The sequence below is a fragment of the Chryseobacterium sp. II3a genome (assembly GCF_057815135.1).
In genome coordinates, this window is record NZ_JBYPZJ010000004.1 from 352,041 (window position 1) to 371,199 (window position 19,159).

At 34.9% G+C, this 19,159-nt stretch carries 15 protein-coding genes; 10 read left to right on the forward strand and 5 right to left on the reverse strand.

Annotation, left to right across the window (positions count from 1 at the left end):
• Positions 1 to 82 precede the first annotated feature (82 nt).
• Entirely contained in the window at positions 83 to 604 is a 522-nt protein-coding gene (locus AC3HD6_RS12930) for a DUF6702 family protein (protein WP_488896703.1), read from the forward strand.
• On the opposite strand, the gene AC3HD6_RS12935 is transcribed toward AC3HD6_RS12930, so the two are convergent.
• The 4 genes from AC3HD6_RS12935 to radA all read right to left on the reverse strand — a co-directional run bounded on the left by AC3HD6_RS12935 (position 601) and on the right by radA (position 4,037).
• Positions 601 to 1,194 (reverse strand): acyl carrier protein phosphodiesterase, encoded by a 594-nt coding sequence (locus AC3HD6_RS12935; RefSeq protein ID WP_488896704.1) that lies wholly within the window; start codon positions 1,192 to 1,194, stop codon positions 601 to 603. The two genes, AC3HD6_RS12930 and AC3HD6_RS12935, sit on opposite strands and share 4 nt — an antisense overlap.
• Entirely contained in the window at positions 1,191 to 1,898 is a 708-nt protein-coding gene (locus AC3HD6_RS12940; RefSeq protein WP_488896705.1) for a VanW family protein, read from the reverse strand. Before AC3HD6_RS12940 ends, AC3HD6_RS12935 begins: the two co-directional genes overlap by 4 nt.
• Positions 1,895 to 2,563, reverse strand: a complete 669-nt coding sequence (locus AC3HD6_RS12945; protein ID WP_488896706.1) for a class I SAM-dependent DNA methyltransferase — start codon at positions 2,561 to 2,563, stop codon at positions 1,895 to 1,897. The genes AC3HD6_RS12940 and AC3HD6_RS12945 overlap by 4 nt, the downstream gene beginning before the upstream one ends.
• Before the next feature lie 124 nt (positions 2,564 to 2,687).
• Entirely contained in the window at positions 2,688 to 4,037 is a 1,350-nt protein-coding gene (gene radA, locus AC3HD6_RS12950) for a DNA repair protein RadA (protein WP_065395177.1), read from the reverse strand.
• A 139-nt stretch (positions 4,038 to 4,176) separates the two neighbouring features.
• On the opposite strand from radA, the gene AC3HD6_RS12955 reads away from it, so the two are divergent.
• The 4 genes from AC3HD6_RS12955 (at position 4,177) to yidC (ending at position 10,405) form a co-directional block, all read left to right on the forward strand.
• Positions 4,177 to 4,746, forward strand: coding sequence for a YceI family protein (locus tag AC3HD6_RS12955; protein WP_488896707.1), 570 nt, complete (start codon positions 4,177 to 4,179; stop codon positions 4,744 to 4,746).
• A 161-nt stretch (positions 4,747 to 4,907) separates the two neighbouring features.
• On the forward strand, positions 4,908 to 6,554 hold the full coding sequence (locus AC3HD6_RS12960; RefSeq protein WP_488896708.1) for a right-handed parallel beta-helix repeat-containing protein: 1,647 nt from the start codon (positions 4,908 to 4,910) through the stop codon (positions 6,552 to 6,554).
• Positions 6,555 to 6,744: 190 nt separating this feature from the next.
• Positions 6,745 to 8,355 carry a CTP synthase gene (gene pyrG / locus AC3HD6_RS12965; protein ID WP_068944668.1) on the forward strand — a complete coding sequence of 537 codons (1,611 nt, stop codon included), beginning with the start codon at positions 6,745 to 6,747 and terminating at the stop codon, positions 8,353 to 8,355.
• A 256-nt stretch (positions 8,356 to 8,611) separates the two neighbouring features.
• Positions 8,612 to 10,405: a membrane protein insertase YidC gene (yidC, locus tag AC3HD6_RS12970; RefSeq protein WP_488896709.1), complete on the forward strand. Its 1,794-nt coding sequence runs from the start codon at positions 8,612 to 8,614 to the stop codon at positions 10,403 to 10,405.
• A gap of 75 nt (positions 10,406 to 10,480) precedes the next feature.
• On the opposite strand, the gene rnhB is transcribed toward yidC, so the two are convergent.
• Positions 10,481 to 11,065 (reverse strand): ribonuclease HII, encoded by a 585-nt coding sequence (gene rnhB / locus AC3HD6_RS12975; RefSeq protein WP_488896710.1) that lies wholly within the window; start codon positions 11,063 to 11,065, stop codon positions 10,481 to 10,483.
• A gap of 625 nt (positions 11,066 to 11,690) precedes the next feature.
• Here rnhB and AC3HD6_RS12980 point away from each other — a divergent pair.
• From AC3HD6_RS12980 to argS, 5 genes are all read left to right on the forward strand, one after another.
• Positions 11,691 to 14,771 (forward strand): SusC/RagA family TonB-linked outer membrane protein, encoded by a 3,081-nt coding sequence (locus tag AC3HD6_RS12980; protein ID WP_068944665.1) that lies wholly within the window; start codon positions 11,691 to 11,693, stop codon positions 14,769 to 14,771.
• A gap of 11 nt (positions 14,772 to 14,782) precedes the next feature.
• A complete protein-coding gene (locus tag AC3HD6_RS12985) occupies positions 14,783 to 16,210 on the forward strand; it encodes a SusD/RagB family nutrient-binding outer membrane lipoprotein (protein WP_488896711.1) in 1,428 nt (475 codons plus the stop codon).
• 139 nt (positions 16,211 to 16,349) lie between these two features.
• A complete protein-coding gene (locus tag AC3HD6_RS12990) occupies positions 16,350 to 16,487 on the forward strand; it encodes a bacteriocin-like protein (RefSeq protein WP_488896712.1) in 138 nt (45 codons plus the stop codon).
• A gap of 520 nt (positions 16,488 to 17,007) precedes the next feature.
• On the forward strand, positions 17,008 to 17,157 hold the full coding sequence (locus AC3HD6_RS12995) for a bacteriocin-like protein (protein WP_488896713.1): 150 nt from the start codon (positions 17,008 to 17,010) through the stop codon (positions 17,155 to 17,157).
• A 179-nt stretch (positions 17,158 to 17,336) separates the two neighbouring features.
• Entirely contained in the window at positions 17,337 to 19,097 is a 1,761-nt protein-coding gene (argS, locus tag AC3HD6_RS13000) for an arginine--tRNA ligase (protein WP_488896714.1), read from the forward strand.
• Positions 19,098 to 19,159 lie beyond the last annotated feature (62 nt).

A 19,159-nucleotide genomic window follows, 5' to 3' on the forward strand; every position in this document is an offset into this window, starting at 1 on the left:
TTATAACTCTAGGAGGTACATTATAGAAAGCGGCAGTTGTATAACTGCTGCTTTTTTTATATTTGTCATTAGAAAAGAACCTATGTCACGTAAATTTTTTTTTATATTCTTTTTATCATTAACAGTGATTTTTCAAAGCTTTATAAAAGTAGATAAGGAAAATATACACCCTTATCATGTAGGCTCTGTAGAGATCAATTACAGCCCCAAATCTAAGACCTTTGAAGTAACAGGCCGGTTTTTCCTCGATGATCTGGAGAATGGCCTTGGGAAAAAATATGGTGGAACTTTTCATTTTAATGATGAAAAGTACAAGCCGAAACTGAATGAAGCGCTTTCTAAATATTGTCAGGAATATTTTAGATTAAAGGCTGATAATAAATTTCTTAAAGTAAACTATATAGGATATGAAGAAGATCAGGAATCTGTAAATGTTTACATGGAATCAGAAGTTGTTGCTCATCCTAAAAAAGTAGAAACGGCTGTGAGTTTCCTTTACAATCTTTTCGATGACCAGATCAATATTGTTCACATCATTGTCAATGGAGACAGAAAGAGTGAAAAATTAACATATCCAAACCGCTATTTGTATAAACAATTTTAATTTTCCAACTGAATAAGGGTATTAATTCCTTTTGCATGAGCCAGCAAATCAGGAAAAAAATGATCATAGCATTCCTGAAGAAATTCTTTATGATGTAAGAAAGCCTCAAAAACAGGAATATCTTTATCCAGATACTTGGCTTTGTTCAAAACATTTTGAATGCTGAATTTAATGCCCCAATCTTCACGGTAATTATAAAGCCAGTCATCTTGTTCCATTTTAGCCAGCATTTTTTTGAAATTTTCAGGCAGCCACTCTTCATTGGCATTTAAGACGTTGTAGACATATAGAGAGTGAGCCTTCCATTCGGCAAGAGAGTTTAGAGAAAGATCATTGGCTACGAAATAATCCATGGAAACATCTACAAAAGCTCCAGCATAAAGTCTTACCAAAGGGGCAAAAACTTTTTTAGCTTCATGGATAGCGGGATGGGAGTCGGTGAAAGTATCAATAGCTCTGTGCAAGGTAATTCCATCCTGAATGTCTTTAGGGAAAGAAAAACGGTCCCTGTTTCGGATAAAGTCTTCCAGAAACTGGCCAACAATTTGTCCGTCAGTGAAAGTAAGATAAGAATGAGCCAGATAATTCATAAACGAATATAAAAATTTTTAAACAAAGTTTGACTATTGCGTACCGTTTCTACCCAAACTCCTTTTTCAATTTCAAGGTATTTAAACTCAATTTCATTTAAAATGACTTCTTCAGGAGAAATCAGGCTGAGGTGGAGCTCATCCTCATTCACAAAACATTTAAACTGTACAGGAAACGAAAATAGATTCTGAATCTGCAGATCTTTGTAACCATAAACAACCGTACAGTCCGAGCCCAAAGGTGTAAAACGTTCCTCTTCTTTATAGATATCCATAGAGTGTGGATATCTTTCCAGAATCTTTAATCCGGATTGAAGGGCCAGGTGGTATAAAATAGAAGAAAACTGGCAGATTCCACCGCCAAAATCACTTGAAATAGTATTATTGATGAGGTTTCTCCCTTCCTTAAAATTGTTTTTCTCACTAGGTTTTCCAACCATTTTCCAGAAAGAAAAGACTTCATTGGGATGAATGACAAGGTTGTTGATTTTATTTCCAACAACTTTTAGATTATGAATTTTATTATGATGAAAAGATCCGCTTTTGATGATTTGATGAAGCGTAACAGAATATTCACCAATATTTTCTGAACGATATTCTTTGGGGTAAACATAATTGTTTTTTTGTTCATGAAAATAACGCTGCAAAAGTTTGATCTGCAGTTTCCACGAATGGGGAATCCAGTTTTTCAGCTGCTGTTTCATCGCTTTTCCAAAACAGTTATGTGATAAGATGCCCAGTTTTTCAAGAAAATACGGCAGAGAAAATTATCCAGAGACAGGAAAGATTTTCTTATTGATTTTGGAAACCTGTGAATCGGGAAAAATAATACTCCGGTTGTATTTCTAATGTTCCATTGATCTTTTGAAAGGTCTGCAATATCCGAAACTGAAAAGCTGTTGCCGGCATGCCAGTCCTCCTGGGGAGAAACAGATTTTTTTCTGCGTTTTACAGGGTAATCAAAAATCAGAGTTCCATTTTTGTTTAATTTCTGATAACATTCTTTTAAAAATGCTTTTGTTTCTTCTTGATTTTGATGCATGATGACATGAAAGCAGAAAATACAATCAAATTCTTCATGAAAAGGTATTGCTGAAATCTCTCCTACAGCTAGTATTTTATCAGGATGTTTTTGACGGGAGACATTCAGCATATTTTCACTGAAGTCGGTTCCATGAGTCGCAAAATTAAGTAATCGGCCTGTTCCGCAGCCAAGATCAAGAACTTTTGTATATTTTTTATCTTTGAAAAAAGAAGTTAAAAAAGCCCTTTCCTGTTGGTCAATATATTTCCCGTAAGAATTCCCGAACCGGTTCTCGTCATAGGATTCGGCAAGGTTGCTGTAATATTCCAGAATATTTGTTTTCATCATTTGAAAAATCTCCTGTTAAGGTCATTAATTTTATTGATTTCTACAATTTATATTCCATTTTTTATTTTCTTGAAATAAAAAACCAACCTTAATTTCACAGGTTGGCTACATTTTATTTTCTTTAAAAAAGTCTCTCATGAAAATCTTCAATTTTGCTTACTTCTTCAATCTTAATACCAAATTTTTTCTTCGGAAGTTTATTGAGATTGGAAATGAAAATTTTCTCGTACCCTAGCTTTTCGGCTTCCGTAATTCTTTGTTCCGCCTGGGCAACCGGACGAATTTCTCCACTTAGACCGATCTCTCCAGCAAAACAATAATGCTCTGAAATAGCGATATCTTCATTGGATGAAAGAACAGACGCAATAACTGCGAGATCCAAAGCCGGATCATCTGTTTTTATTCCTCCTGTAATATTAAGGAAAACGTCCTTAGCTCCCAATTGGAAACCTGCTCTTTTCTCCAGTACTGCCAGAAGCATATTCAGTCTTTTGGAATCAAAGCCTGTAGAACTTCTTTGAGGAGTACCATACACAGCTGTACTTACCAGTGCCTGGATTTCCAAAAGCATAGGTCTGTTTCCTTCCAAGGTTACCGCAACAGAATTTCCGGATAGCTCTTCAAATTTCTTGGTGATAAGGATTTCCGAAGGGTTTTTAATTTCCTTCAATCCTTGAGAGATCATTTCATAAATCCCAATTTCAGAAGTAGATCCAAAACGGTTTTTGTTGGCTCTCAATAGTCTGAAAAGATGATTTCGGTCTCCATCAAAATTTAAAACAACATCTACCATGTGCTCCAATACCTTTGGACCGGCAATTTGGCCATCTTTGGTAATATGACCTACCAAAAACACGGGAATACTGTTTTCCTTAGCATACTTAATAATCTCGTTGGAACATTCTCTGATTTGAGAGACAGTTCCCGGAGAGCTTTCGATCAATTGGGACTGAAGTGTTTGGATAGAATCGATAATCATAAAATCCGGCTCCAGTTTTTTGGCTTCATGAAGAATTTTTTCCAGGGAGGTTTCTGTAAACAGGAAGCAATTCGGGTTTTGAATATCCGTTAATCGATCAGCCCTCATTTTAATCTGAGAAGCACTTTCTTCCCCGGAAACATAGAAGATTTTTTTCTTCATTTTTAAGGCAAGCTGAAGCAGCAGGGTAGACTTTCCGATTCCCGGTTCTCCACCGATTAGAGTAACGGACCCTAGGACAATTCCGCCTCCCAGAACACGGTTTAGTTCTTCAGAAGGAGTCTTTATTCTCGGTTCTTCACTGGTTTCTACCTCAATGATATTGATGACATGTTGTTTGGTTTTTGAAAAGGGGACCGCTTTACTATTAGGTTTTTCCACCACTTCTTCCACCAGGGTATTCCATTGTCCACAGTTTTTACATTGTCCCATCCATTGGGAATATTGGGTTCCGCAGTTTTGACAGAAATATGCCGTTTTCAGTTTTGCCATACTGCGAAGTTATAAAAAAAGCGTTTTTTTTGAAACATAAATAGATTTAAATCTCAAATACTAATATAGATCAACGATAGAAATATCTTTATATCTTAGCTTTGTTAAATTTAAAATATTAATGTAAAATATAATTACAATGAAAAAACTATTTTTATCCTTCGTATTTGCCCTTTTAAGTACTTTTTCTTTTGCACAGAATAACTGGGAGATTGATCCCATGCATTCTTCTGTAAATTTTGCCGTTGAACATATGGGGATCAGTTTCGTTCAGGGAAGGTTTGATAAATTCGGTGGAAGTTTAAAGACAAAAGGGAATAGTCTTGATCATGCAGAGATCGATATCAATATTGCTGCTGAGACTATCAATACAGGAGTAGAGATGAGGGACAAACATCTTAGAAGTAAAGACTTCTTTTCAGTGGAAGAATATTCGGATATTAAATTTACGGGAGCTTCTGTTTCAAAAGAGAAAGATGGGTCTTATCTGTTTAATGGTAAACTCACGATTAAAGATGTAACCAAAGACTTTAGTGTACCAGTAATATTAGGAGGAATTACAAAAAATAAGGATGGTAAAGAGATTATGGGACTTAGGGCTAAGTTTTCTGTTAACCGTTTTGAATATAATTTGAATTATGATCCTACAGCAGCAGGTATTGCTAAATGGGTTGAGATTAATACTTATTTTGAATTAGTAAAAAAATAATTTACAGACAATAGTTTAATAAAAGGCTTCCGTTTCATAGGAAGCTTTTTTTGTGGAAAATATTTTTTTCTGATTGAAAATACGTCATAGTTTGGCGCTGTGGATGGATATTTTTGCTCCAGATTCTTTTAAGAATTGATTAACCATTTAACAACAAAAATATGATTTATACAGAAGCGTTTTTTGCGCAAGGAAGTACTTTTCCTAATGATGATGAGGTAAACCTGATAGACAGTTATACCTTTGAACCGGTTATTTATAAAAAGACAAATGTAGGAGTGCCAGCTGCCGGAGACGGAGATGGTGCGATTTTCCGTAAAAAAGGAAGTGACTTTTATAAAAGACAATGGACCGGATATGTCAATGTCTTATGGTGGGGTATTCAAGGACTTTCAGATCAGTTAAGAACAGACCGCCTCAACACAATTTTGCAGCTGGGCTATGATACCTTCTTTGGGAAAATGGACATTGGAATTTCCGGGGCACTCTTTCTTCAGAATAATCAAAGAGTATTATCCGACCAATGTAAAATAAAACAGAATAAAAAGAGTACCGAGATTTTTAATTGTGAAGAAAAAAAGAATATATCAATAAAAGGTTTTTTTCTGGAAGGTTTTAAAGACGATTATGCTATGACGTCCAGTTCTAAAGCTGTAGGAATTTATTGCTATGGAACTCAGAACATCAACATCGAAAAAAACCTTTTTAAAAACTTTAGTTATGCCGGAGTTTCGGGTTTAAGAAATATGGTTAACCTTACGTTTAAACAGAACCGTGTTGAAAATGATTTCACAGAAGATTGGGCAAAAATTGGGACCGGAAAAAAAGACAACGCAGGAATTGCCGTTGGTGGAAAAAATATAAGTGTTGTTCAGAATTATTTTAAAAATTCATCACAAGGGCTTATCATTGCTGAAAATTCAGAGTTTGTGACAATTTCCGATAATGATATCGAAAATACGATCCTGGAACACGGAATGTATCTGGATGCTGGAATTTCAAATATGACGGTATTGGGGAACAGAGTCCGAAATACAAAAGGAATCGGAATCAAAGTCCAGAATTATGATCAGGAGAAATACCCGGATTATGTTTGCCATAATATTGTGATTTCAAATAATATTGTAGACAATGCAGGAACAGTAATTGATGATGCGTTGATTGCAACACTTGATCCTAAAAAGGATTATATTCCGGCAGGGGGAGATGGAATCCTTATTAATAATACTAATGAAGTAGCTCCTTATAAACTTATTGCCAGAAATGTAGTGGTTACCGGAAATGTGGTGAGAAATGCAAAGCAGCACGGAATTAACATCAGGCATATTGAAGGAGGGGTGATTTCCAATAATGTAATCAATGATATTGGGAATGTGGGACTTTATGTTTCTCACGCCAAAGGGGTGGATGTTTCCCATAACAATGTTCAGGCATCCAAAGAAAATGGTATTCTGATTGAAGCCAATAATAACCTGTTGAATGTATCCTTTAATATTGTTGAAAATCCGGGTATTAAAAACCAAGGAAATGAAGGAAGATTAGCAGGAATCAAACTTGTGGAAGGAAATAATTATGAAATTGCCATCAGACACAACAAGATTAGAGGAAACGGAATGATGACATGGGGTATTTTCTCAGAAGGGGGAGTGGGGCAGTCTACCCATGAGATTGAGAATAATGTGGTCCTAAACTCGAAATATATTGACTACAGGTTTGTTAATGGAACAACGAAATTGAGAATGTTAAGAGATAATTATAAATGTATCTTGAATTCACCGGGAGATACGTGGTTAGATCCCTGCTTATAATTAATGCAAAAAGAGAGTGTTTCCGTTGAGAAATGCTCTCTTTTTATATGAATTTGTTAAGGTGGCTTCGAATGAAAAAAATAAAATTTATCCATATTTTATGAGTGTTTGATGTCTGTTTTCGTATTTTCAAAATCTAAAAGATTGCTTTGTGTTTCTTTTTCCCATAACTTTGCACAAACCTAATCTAATGAGTAAAAAGAATACAAAATACATCTTTGTGACAGGAGGTGTAACTTCATCTTTGGGAAAAGGAATCGTTTCTGCTTCTCTGGGACTATTGCTAAAATCACGCGGTTTTAACGTAACGATCCAAAAACTTGATCCTTATATCAATATCGACCCGGGAACTTTGAATCCTTATGAACACGGAGAGTGTTATGTGACTGAAGATGGTGCGGAGACGGATCTGGATTTAGGTCACTACGAGCGTTACCTTGATGCTCCTACATCCCAAAACAACAACGTTACTACAGGAAAAATCTACCAAACTGTAATCGAAAAAGAAAGAAAAGGAGACTTCCTTGGAAAAACAGTTCAGGTAATTCCTCATATCACTAACGAAATTAAGCGTAGAATTAAAATCCTTTCTAAACAAAACTACGATATCATTATTACCGAGATCGGAGGAACTGTTGGAGATATTGAATCTTTACCATACATTGAAACTGTTCGTCAGTTAAAATGGGAATTGGGAGAGAACAATTCTATGGTAATTCACCTTACACTATTGCCTTATCTGGCTTCAAGTGGAGAATTAAAGACAAAACCATCTCAGCACTCCGTTCGTCAGTTGATGGAAAGCGGAATTATGGCTGATGTATTGGTTTGCAGAACAGAACACAAAATTCCAAAAGATCAGAGAGCAAAATTAGCTCAGTTCTGTAACGTTCCATTAGAAAACGTTATCGAATGTAAGGATATGGAAACGATCTATGAAGTTCCAATGTACCTTCAGAAGCAAAACTTTGATGATGTTGTCTTAAAAGAGCTGGATCTGAAAAGTGATAAAGATGCAGACCTTAAAGACTGGAAAACTTTTGTGAAAAAATTCCAGAACCCTAAGAAAACTGTTGAAATTGCATTGGTTGGAAAATACGTTTCCCTTCAGGATTCTTATATTTCTATTGCTGAAGCCTTCAAGCATGCAGGAGCTGATCTTGAAACTGAAGTAAAAGTAAGATGGGTATACAGTGGTGATATCACAGAAGAGAATATCAAAGAAACCCTGAAAGGAGTCAATGGTATCCTTGTTGCTCCGGGCTTTGGAGACAGAGGGATTGAAGGAAAAGTTCTTACAGCAAAATATGCTAGAGAGAATAAAATTCCAATGTTGGGAATCTGTTTAGGAATGCAGATTATGACGATTGAATTTGCAAGAAATGTGTTAGGACACACAAAAGCAAACTCAATGGAATTTGATACCGCAACTCCGGATCCTGTAATTTCAATCATGGAAGAGCAGAAAAATGTAATAGACAAAGGAGGAACGATGCGTCTTGGAGCTTGGAAATGTGCTTTGAAAAACGGTTCTAAGCTGCATGATATCTATGGAAGCAAAAATATTTCTGAAAGACACCGTCACCGTTATGAATTTAACAGTGATTATCTTCAGGATTTTGAAAAGAATGGTTTCTTAGCTACAGGAACAAACCCGGAAACAGGATTGGTTGAAGCGTTGGAATTGCCAGGGCATCCATTCTACGTTGGAGTGCAATACCACCCGGAATATAAGAGTACGGTAGCTACACCGCATCCTTTATTCAGAGCTTTTATCAAAGCTTGTGAAACTTCTAAGTAGGATATTTTAGTGTGGGAAGAGTGTAATATTCAACCCAACATCAACAAATAAGGTAATTTTTTACCACAAACGTCTACATATAAACTCAGGTTGATTTTTCTCAGCCTGAGTTTATTATATACTAATGCATTATAGTATAGAGTTTTGATAAAAAAACAGTATTTTTGTCAGCTCAAATTTGCTACAGATTAATGAGTTTTCTTATAGAGTTGTAGCAAGTCAATAAATAGGAAATTTTAATTATAACAAAAATAAAATGCAACAAAACAACGGAATCGATAAGAAGCAGATGATTAGTTTCGCGGTTTTATGCCTGATTCTCTTCGGTGCGATGTTCTATTTCCAGAACAAGCAGATGAAAGAAGAAGAGTTAAAAGCTCAGCAGCAGAAAACGGAACAGGTAAAAAATGCCGTAAAACAGACTCAGGCCACCAATATCAATCCAAATGTAACTCCTAGTGCTATTCAAACGGCTAATTTGTCTAACAAAGAATTGAATATTGAATTCTCAAGTTTAGGAGGGCAGGTTTCTAAAGTTCAGCTTTCAGAATACAAAGCATACAATAATAAAACGGATCAGGCTGACCTTCCGCTTTATCTGATTAATAAAAATAATTCAAACTACGGATTTCAGTTTAAAGACAAAACAGGAAAGGTTATCAATACTAAAGATTTAGTTTTTGCTCCTACTGTTAATGGAAATGCTGTAACAATGACAGCAAATTATAATGGTGCTGTCATCCAGTTTATTTATACATTACTTCCAAAATATACTCTTGACTTTAAAGTAAGAACTCAAGGTCTTGCTGCAGTTACTTCTGATAACAAAGCAGACTTTATTTGGGATTACAGCGTAAGAAACCTTGAAAAAGGTAGAGCTCAGGAGCAGTCTCACTCAGAATTCTCCTATGCTTTCAATAATTATAAAGACTATGATTATGATGGAAGAACCACTATGGAGGAGGAAAAAGAAACGCTTAACTGGATTGGAGTAAAACAGCAGTTCTTTACTTCTGTTATTGAAGCTAAGAATGGATTTACACAGAGTAAAGGGAATCAGGAGAACGTAGAAGAAGGAGAATACCTGAAGAAATTAAACTATGAAGGTTTTGTTCAGATGACCGGAAGTGAATTAAATCAGGATTTTACGTGGTATTTTATGCCATTGGATTTACCATTACTGAAATCTTACGATAAAAACTTTGATGAGATTCTTCCATTAGGTTGGTCATTCATTGGAGCAATGAACCGTTATTTCTTCATGTGGTTATATGCCATTATCGCTGGTTGGGGATTATCTGCAGGTTGGGTAATATTTGTAATGACGATCATTGTAAAATTGATTCTATCACCAATCATGTACAAGCAGCATAAGCTGAGTGCAATGATGAAGGTTATTCGTCCTGAAATTGATGAGGTTAATGCCAAGTTCAAAGATGCAGATCCAATGAAGAAACAACAGGCAACAATGGAAGTCTATAGAAAGGCCGGAGTAAATCAGATGGCAGGGTGTTTACCGGCATTGGTACAGATTCCTATTTTCTATGCCTTATTCCGTTTCTTCCCGAACTTTATTGATTTGAGAGGACAAGGATTCTGGTTTGCAAAAGACTTAACAGCCTATGATGATTTAATTAAGTTACCATTTAAAGTTCCATTCCTTGGAGATCACTTAAGCATTTTCGCATTGGCTTGTACAATTGTGATCTTGATCTATACTGTAATGACATCAGGAAACATGCAGCAGCCACAACAGGAAGGGATGCCAAACATGAAAGTATTAATGTATATCTTCCCTATTACATTCTTATTCTTCCTGAATACTTCAGCATCGGGTCTTTCATGGTATTACTTTGTATCGAATGCGATCAACATCCTGATCATTCTTGTGATTAAATATGTAATTCTGGATGAGAAGAAAATCCATGCACAGATTCAGGCTAATAAGGAAAAACCTAAAACAGAAGGTAAATTCCAGAAGAGAATGAGAGAAATGATGGAGCAGGCTCAACAGCAGCAGCAAACTCAAGAAAAAAATAAAAAGAAATAATTGATTAATCAATATATCAAAAAAGAGAAGCTATTTGCTTCTCTTTTTTATTTATATAAATTTCTGATTTTTTAGTTAATCGTATTTTAATCTAAACGACTGTCTGTGGTGTATGGTAGGACCATGTTTGATGAGCGCTTCCTGGTGCTTTTTGGTAGCGTATCCAAAATTGGTATTCCAGCCATATTCAGGGAATTCTTCGTGAAGCTCTATCATAAGTCTGTCTCTATAGTTTTTGGCAAGAATGGATGCTGCAGCAATAGATAAAATTTTTGAGTCGCCTTTAATGATGCACTGATGTGGAATATAATTATAAGGATGGAATTTATTACCGTCTACCAAAATCAGTTCCGGAGTTATGGTGAGTTGATCTAATGCACGATGCATAGCATGAATACTTGCATTAAGAATATTATGTTCATCAATAAATACAGGCGGAAGTTCAGCAATAGCATAATTTTTTACATTATCCTTAATGTAGCTATCCAGATCCATTCTGGTTTTAAATGTCAGTTTCTTTGAATCATTAACCAGGTTTTGTTTGAAATCATCATCTAAAATAACAGCTGCTGCCACTACCGGCCCGCTTAAACACCCTCTTCCTACTTCATCACATCCCGCTTCGATGTAATGGTCTGTCCACTTATGTAATAATTCCATGTTGATATATGATATACGAGTTGTAAAATTAAAAAAAAATGGATGTATTAGCTTTACAATTCAATCGTTTTTGTGAAAGCATTCAATAACAAGGATTTTGTTGGCAGAGGAGAGGTATGGAAACCTCAATTTTTATTGTAATTGCAAGAGAAAATATTGATATTGCAAAATATAAATCTCTTTTTTTGAAAAGATTTCATTGATGTATTTGTTACATTAATTTATTCATATTTTTCTGTAGAATTGTAGTCTGTTTTTCGTTGTCAGCTCGACGTTTTTGGCCTTTTTTTGGAGTGGAAAAAATATATGCACCGCATTGTATATGGGTAAGGAATGTGAAATTTATTCTAATAAAAGTGATTTACGGTGTTGTAAATCAAAGTATTAACGTGGTATGTAGTGAATATAAATATAGAGAATATCAATAATTGATGACATTGATGTATTCAAAAAAAAATATCGATTAATTTTTTTTGTTTTTGTTAAAAAATGTGTTTTTAACTTAATTTAATAGTTTATTTGTTGTTTTTATTTATGATTTTTGAATAATTGATATTTTTTTTAAAAAATTCTTTGTGTTGTTAGGAAAGTTTTACAAATTTGTAGGGTACAAAATTAATTTGATATGAAGAAACTAACAACAGGTCTTCTTGTCTTAGTATTGACTTCTTCTATTGCAGTAGCAAATGCACAACAAAAGAAGGATACTATTAAGACAAAAGAAATCGAGGGCGTAGTAGTAACCGCTCTTGGTATTAAAAGAGAGAAAAAAGCACTTGGATATGCATCCCAGGAAATTAAGGGTGATGTTTTAAGAGAAGGAGCTAATACTGGAAACATTTCCAGCCAGATGGCTGGTAAGGCGGCTGGGGTTCAGGTTGTAACAAGTTCAAACTTTGGTGGGGCCTCAAGTGTTGTAATACGTGGGATGAAATCTATTGGGGGGAATAACCAGGCGCTTTTTGTAGTAGATGGAGTTCCGATTAGTAATAACAACAATACTATTTCCTCTTCTTACACAATTTTTGATGGTGGTAACTCTATCTCTGACTTAAACCCCAATGATATTGAAAGTGTTAACGTCCTAAAAGGGGCTGCAGCTTCTGCTCTATATGGGGAAAGAGCTTCCGCAGGGGTTGTGGTAATTACTACTAAAAAAGGAAAATCTAGAAAGAATGATGAATGGGGGGTAACTCTTTCCACAGAATATCAGTATGGAGAAATTGATAAATCAACCTTTGCAAAATACCAAAATAAATATGGGGCTGGATATGGCCCTGCTTCAACGTTCTTGAAAAGAGACGTAGATGGAGATGGTGTTCTTGATCTGGTAGTAGGAACAAGTAATGATGCTTCTGTAGGGGCAGCTTTTGATCCAAATCTGATGGTTTATCAATGGTATTCTTTATACCCACAACTAGCAGGGTACCACAAAGCCACTCCTTGGGTAGCAGCGAAGCATACACCTATAGATTTCTTTGAAAGTGCACAAACCACTTCCAATTCAGTTACTATTGAAAAAGGAGGTGAGAATGGTAGCATTTTATTAAACTATAATAACTTTTTAACTACAGGGGTTCTTCCAAATTCTGAACAAAAGAAAAATACGCTTTCTGCAAAATTTGATTATAAAATAACTGATAAACTTACTGCAACTGTTTATTCTTCTTTAACCATGCAGAATACGGTGGGTAGAAATACAACAGGATATAATGATAATATTCTGACAGGGTTTAGACAGTGGTGGCAAACCAATGTAGATATTTATCAGTTAAGAGATGCTTATTTTGGCACGGGTGGGCAAAACATAACATGGAACCCTTACGGGTATGATGATCCGGATAATTTCCAGGCACCTGCATATTGGAATAATCCTTATTTTGATCGTTATCAAAACTACCAGAGTGATTATAGAACTCGTTTCTTCGGATATGCAATGTTGAATTATAAAATCTCCAATGCTGTGAGTATAACGGGAAGACTATCATCTGACTTTTCAAACCAAAAAACAGAGGTGAGAAAAGCTGTAGGTAGCCACCCAGAATCATTTGGAATTGTTTCCGGTGTTCCAACAACGTTAAATCCACAACCAAATGCTTCATCAGGTTATTATTTAGGTAATTTGTACACTAATGAAATAAATTTTGATTTATTTGCTAATTACAATAAAAAATTTGATAATGATATTAGCTTAGGAGCTTTATTAGGTACTTCCTTAAGAAGAAACTCTATTGAAACAACTGACGCTTCTACTCAACCGGATCTGTCTGGAGCAGGGTTAATTGTACCTGGTTTATACGCTATTAGAAACTCTGCTGGGCAGGTGGTTCCTACACAGGAATATACTGCAACTGCTACGCTACCTAGAGCTTATGGTCAGATTTCCTTGGGGTATAAAGATACTTATTTCTTAGAAGGTACTGGAAGTGTTGATAAATCTTCCAATTTACCAAGTGGTAATAATGTGTATTTTTATCCATCAATTTCAGGATCTGTAGTGTTATCTAATCTTATCAATCAAGATTGGCTTTCTTTCTTAAAAGTGAGAGGAAACTGGGCTCAGGTTGGTAAAACTACAGATAACTTTAGATTAATAGATACCTATAATATCAGAGGCCTATATAATGGAATTCCAATTGTAGACCCAAATAGTACTAAAAATAATTTTAACTTAAAGCCTGAAAGATCTACCGAAGTAGAGGTAGGTATGGAAGCTAGATTTCTTAACAACAGGATTGGGTTTGATGTGAGTTTGTATAAAACAAATTCAAAAGATCAAATTCTGGTAGTTCCAATATCTGGAGCATCTGGTTATACAAGAAAATTGTTTAATGCTGGTGAATTGGAAAATAAAGGAATTGAAGTTCAGTTAAATCTAGTTCCATTAAAAAGTGAAAACTTTAGATGGGATATGAACTGGAACTGGGCAATCAACCAGAATAAAGTAGTAAGTCTTAATGAAGGAATGAAAAACTTACAATTGGGAAGAGCGGTAAATGATGTAACATTTAATGCGCCTGTAGGTGAAGCTTATGGACAAATTTGGGGTACAGATTATATTTACTCACCGGATGGACAAAGAGTAATTGATCCTAATACTGGAAAGTATATGATCACAACTTCTAAAACCAATGTGATTGGTAATATTATGCCACAATACACATGGAGTGTAAGGAATAATATTAGTTATAAGGCATTTACTTTCACTTTCCTTATTGATGGACAACAGGGAGGTAGTGTATTCTCGGGAGATATGTTGTATGGAACTGATACTGGATTGTATCCTGAAACATTGGCTATCAGAGAGCCTGGAGCTATATTACCAGGGGTAGTAATGCAAAATGGACAGTATGTTCAAAATAATGTTCCGATTAAAACCGTATCTGGATCACTATTACGTACAGGACAATATGCGGCAAAAGAATTCGTTTATGATGCAACCTTCATTAAATTAAGAGAGGCTGCAATCTATTTTGATGTGCCAAAAAGCTTATATGCCAATACTTTCATCAAGAGTATGAAGTTTGGAGTATTTGGAAGAAACTTGTGGATTATTCATAAGAATTTGCCTTATGCAGATCCTGAAGCAGGGTATACAGGAGGTTCGGCTACTGGAGTACAAGGTGCTAATTTATCTAGAGGATATTCTATTGGAGCCATGCCGACAACCAGAACTTTCGGAGCTAATTTTACCGTTAATTTTTAATTGAAGTCAAAATGAAAAAAATAATATTAAGCCTTTTTATAACGAGCATGGCTTTAATATCATGCGAAAGGGACATTACCACGCTAAATGAGGATACTAAGAACCCGGCAAACGTAAACCCTGAGTTTATGTTCGCATCAGCGGAAGTCGGACTATTAACTCAAATGACCAGCCCAAGTGTAAATCTAAATATCTTTAGATTCTTTACTCAACAATGGGCTGAAACTCAATATACTGATGAATCAGTGTACAATCTGCCAAAGAGAAGTGTACCAGATAATAATTGGAATATTTTATATGCTCAACTATTGAAATTAGAACAAGTTAGAGCTGCAACTAATGCGACAGGAGATGCTTCTCTTAAAGCAAGTAAAATTGCAACTATCGAAGCTTTGGAAATATATATCTACAGTGTATTGGTAGATACTTATGGAGATGTTCCGTACTCTCAGTCTATCAAAGTTGATCAATATCCAAACCCTGCTTATGATGATGGGAAAACAATTTATGCTGACCTAATCAAAAGAGCTGATGCAGCCCTTGCATTATTAGCCACTTCAACTTCTTCAGGTTTTGGAGCGAGTGATGCTATTTTTGGCGGAGATAAAAATAAAATTAAAGCATTTATAAACAGTACAAAACTTAGATTAGGTTTAAATTTAGCTGATGTAGATAATGCTTTGGCAAAATCAACTGTTGAAAGTGCTGTAACTAGTGGCGTAGTTCTTACAAACGCTGATAATATTGGATTAAAATTTGCATCATCAGGACAATTTGTTAATCCTATGTTTATAGAAATGGTATCTAGTGGTAGAAATGATTTTATACCATCTGATGTATATTTGGATGCAATGAATGCTGAATCAGATCCAAGACGTCCAAGCTACTTTACAACCGCTCCTTCAGGACAATATGTGGGAGGTGTGTATGGTTCTGAGAATGTGTATGGAAGTTTTTCGCATGTGAATCCTGAGCTTTTAAAGGCTGATAGTTATGCTTATCTTTTCGATGCTGCTGAAGTTAATTTTATGCTAGCTGAAGCTGCAGAAAGAGGATTTAATGTTGGAGGTACAGCGGCAACTTATTTTACCAATGGTATTAAAGCTTCAATGGATTTCTGGGGAGTTAGCCCAGCAAATCGTGATGCTTACGTTGCAGCTCATAATTATTCAACATTACCAGGAACATGGAAACAAAAAATTGGAAATGAGGCTTGGATTGCAGCTCATAACAGAGGATTCGAAGCATGGGAATTCTCAAGAAGACTAGACTTCAGGGTATTTGTAAAACCGGAAACGAGAGATGTACCTACAAGACTTTATTATCCAATTAATGAAGGAAGTGTGAATGGTGCAAATAGAGCGAATGCGTGTGTAAAGCAATGGGGATCTGTAAATGGAGATGTACAGGGAGCTAAAGTTTTCTGGGACAAATTCTAATACTATTTTCTCTATAACAAATTAAACCGCCTTCGGGCGGTTTTTTATATAGATTTGTATTTAAGGAGGTTAAAAGAGAAATTAGTTAAGCATTAGATCAAAAATAGTATTATATTTAAGATCACAAATAAAAAATAATATGAAAAATTTGAAAAAAATGTCAAAGCAAGAACTGAAAGATATCCAAGGTGGTTCTGCTCCAGAATGGTGTGTAGGTCCAGGAGGTTGTTGGGATCCTATTACAAAAAGATGTTATCCAGCAGGAGAATGTCCTTAACACTATGTTTTAAAAAAAACTTATTCTTGCATTGAACTCAGAATACTTTAACAATAAAAAAAGTATCTGGGAAAGGTGAGTTTTTAGAAAAGAATAATGATTTATTAAAAACCACCTTCGGGCGGTTTTTGTTTTACCTATGAGAATGTATAGATTTCATACTATGGTAAGATTGTTTGTTGTAAGGTGATTTTTTTCAGAATAAATATTTAAAAACCTGCCAATTGAATATATTCAATTGGTTTTTTTATCTCATTAAAAAAGATTTGAGATAAATTGTAAAGATATTATAACAACAGAAATTTTTGGAGATCATTTTAATTGTGTATTAGTTAAAAGGCTTCAAGTAAAAATTTCTGGAAAATAAGCGGAATTTAAGGATGACTTTATGATTGTTATTTCTATGGTGGTAAATTGTTAAATGTTTGATTCAAATATTATTTTCACAAAATTAAATTTGCTATTTAGGTTTTATTTGATATATTAGTTGTGAATTTAACATCAATTAAAAATATAAATTATGAAAAAATTAAGAAAGTTATCAAAATCCGATTTAAAAATCATTTCTGGAGGCTGGGTTCCTCCACCAGGTGGAAGATGCCCTGAAGGGACATGTCAATACAGAGAGAATGGTCCGTGTAGAGATTATAATCCAGATAAGTGCTATTAGATAAATTCATCTAATTGAAGGAGAATATTTAAAGATAAAGAATAAATACATCCATAAATTTTAAAAAGAGTTCGGTAACTGTTACCGAACTCTTTCCGTATATTTGTACCTCAAAATAGTTGAGGTAAAACATTTGTTAAAATTTTTATTTCAAGCGATTAAGAAAAGAACTTAGAAACATGAATATTAAAGATATTATAGAACAAAAACTTTCAGAGGTCATTTTAAATGTATTTCAGTTAAAAGACATTAAGCTGGAAGTTCAGGAAAATAAAACGGAATTTGAAGGTGACTTTACCATTGTTACTTTTCCATTGGTAAAACAATTGAAGAAAAATCCTGAGAGTATTGGAGTAGAATTGGGTGAAGCTTTAACAGAGCAGACAGATATTTTTGAAAGCTTTAATGTGGTTAAGGGATTCCTTAATGTTAAAGTAAAAAATCAGCTGTTTGTAGATAATTTCAGATCTGTACACACAGGTTTTTCAACAATAGATAAGAAAAATGCTACCGTAATGGTGGAATATTCTTCACCAAACACCAATAAACCTCTGCACTTAGGCCACATCAGAAATAATCTGTTAGGATTTTCTGTAGCTCAGATCTTAAAAGAGGCGGGTTATGATGTGATCAAAACCCAAATTATCAATGACAGAGGGATTCATATCTGTAAATCAATGTTAGCTTGGGAGAAATTCGGAAATGGTGAGACTCCTGAAACAACTAATACAAAAGGAGATAAATTTGTTGGAAACTACTATGTGGAGTTCGACAAAAATTATAAGAAAGAAATTGCTGAACTTGTAGCTCAGGGAGCAACAGAAGAACAGGCTAAAAAAGACGCTCCTATCATAAAAGATGCTCAGAAAATGCTTCTGGATTGGGAAAATGAAGATGAAGCGGTAAGAAATCTTTGGGCAGAAATGAATTCTTGGGTATACAAAGGATTCAACGAGACCTATAAAAGATTAGGCGTTGATTTTGACCAGGTTCAGTATGAAAGCAATACGTATATTTTAGGAAAGGATCTTATCCAGGCAGGTTTGGATAAAGGAGTACTATATCAAAAAGAAGATGGTTCTGTTTGGTGTGACCTTACAGATGAAGGACTTGATCAGAAACTGTTACTACGTTCTGATGGTACTTCGGTGTATATGACTCAGGATCTGGGAACAGCGGTAGAGCGTTTTAAGCAAAACAATATTCAAAAGCTTATCTATACGGTAGGTAATGAACAGGATTATCACTTCCAGGTGCTATTCAAAATCCTTAAAAAATTAGGATATGAATGGGCAGATCAGTTATTCCACCTTTCTTACGGAATGGTTGAATTACCGGAAGGAAAAATGAAATCCCGTGAAGGAACTGTAGTAGACGCTGACGACTTAATGCAGGAAATGTATGAGACTGCAAAATCTAAAGCTCAGGAACTAGGAAAGCTTGAAAGCCTTTCTGAAGAAGATAAAGAAGCATCTTATGAAACCGTAGGATTGGGAGCATTAAAATACTTTATGCTGAAAGTAGATCCTAAGAAGAAAATGCTTTTCAACCCTGCTGAAAGTATTGACTTTAACGGAAATACAGGTCCGTTCATCCAATATACGTATGCTCGTATTCAGTCATTGTTGGCAAAGGCATCGTTTGCATATGCTGAAACTGCTGATGTAACTTTGAATCAGTTTGAAAAAGAATTAATTATGCAACTGGCTAACTTTAAAACAATAGTAGCTAAGTCTGCAGAAACATTGAGCCCTGCTTTAGTGGCTAACTATGTGTATGACCTTGTGAAATCTTATAACTCATTCTATCAGAATAATCCTATTTTGAATCAGGATGATGAAAATATGAAACAATTCCGTCTGAATTTATCAGACCTTACAGCAAAGACGATCAAAAAATCGTTAGAATTACTGGGAATTGGAACAGTAAACAGAATGTAAAAAAAAGGTCTCCTGATTTCAGGAGACCTTTTTTTGTATTTATGTGCTAACTAATGATAGCT

What these genes read in the sequence shown, in the direction of transcription:
- AC3HD6_RS12930 (WP_488896703.1), top strand. Translation starts at nt 83, where the DNA reads ATGTCACGTAAATTTTTTTTTATATTCTTTTTATCATTAACAGTGATT.
- AC3HD6_RS12935 (WP_488896704.1), bottom strand. Translation starts at nt 1,194, where the DNA reads ATGAATTATCTGGCTCATTCTTATCTTACTTTCACTGACGGACAAATT.
- AC3HD6_RS12940 (WP_488896705.1), bottom strand. Translation starts at nt 1,898, where the DNA reads ATGAAACAGCAGCTGAAAAACTGGATTCCCCATTCGTGGAAACTGCAG.
- AC3HD6_RS12945 (WP_488896706.1), bottom strand. Translation starts at nt 2,563, where the DNA reads ATGAAAACAAATATTCTGGAATATTACAGCAACCTTGCCGAATCCTAT.
- radA (WP_065395177.1), bottom strand. Translation starts at nt 4,037, where the DNA reads ATGGCAAAACTGAAAACGGCATATTTCTGTCAAAACTGCGGAACCCAA.
- AC3HD6_RS12955 (WP_488896707.1), top strand. Translation starts at nt 4,177, where the DNA reads ATGAAAAAACTATTTTTATCCTTCGTATTTGCCCTTTTAAGTACTTTT.
- AC3HD6_RS12960 (WP_488896708.1), top strand. Translation starts at nt 4,908, where the DNA reads ATGATTTATACAGAAGCGTTTTTTGCGCAAGGAAGTACTTTTCCTAAT.
- pyrG (WP_068944668.1), top strand. Translation starts at nt 6,745, where the DNA reads ATGAGTAAAAAGAATACAAAATACATCTTTGTGACAGGAGGTGTAACT.
- yidC (WP_488896709.1), top strand. Translation starts at nt 8,612, where the DNA reads ATGCAACAAAACAACGGAATCGATAAGAAGCAGATGATTAGTTTCGCG.
- rnhB (WP_488896710.1), bottom strand. Translation starts at nt 11,065, where the DNA reads ATGGAATTATTACATAAGTGGACAGACCATTACATCGAAGCGGGATGT.
- AC3HD6_RS12980 (WP_068944665.1), top strand. Translation starts at nt 11,691, where the DNA reads ATGAAGAAACTAACAACAGGTCTTCTTGTCTTAGTATTGACTTCTTCT.
- AC3HD6_RS12985 (WP_488896711.1), top strand. Translation starts at nt 14,783, where the DNA reads ATGAAAAAAATAATATTAAGCCTTTTTATAACGAGCATGGCTTTAATA.
- AC3HD6_RS12990 (WP_488896712.1), top strand. Translation starts at nt 16,350, where the DNA reads ATGAAAAATTTGAAAAAAATGTCAAAGCAAGAACTGAAAGATATCCAA.
- AC3HD6_RS12995 (WP_488896713.1), top strand. Translation starts at nt 17,008, where the DNA reads ATGAAAAAATTAAGAAAGTTATCAAAATCCGATTTAAAAATCATTTCT.
- argS (WP_488896714.1), top strand. Translation starts at nt 17,337, where the DNA reads ATGAATATTAAAGATATTATAGAACAAAAACTTTCAGAGGTCATTTTA.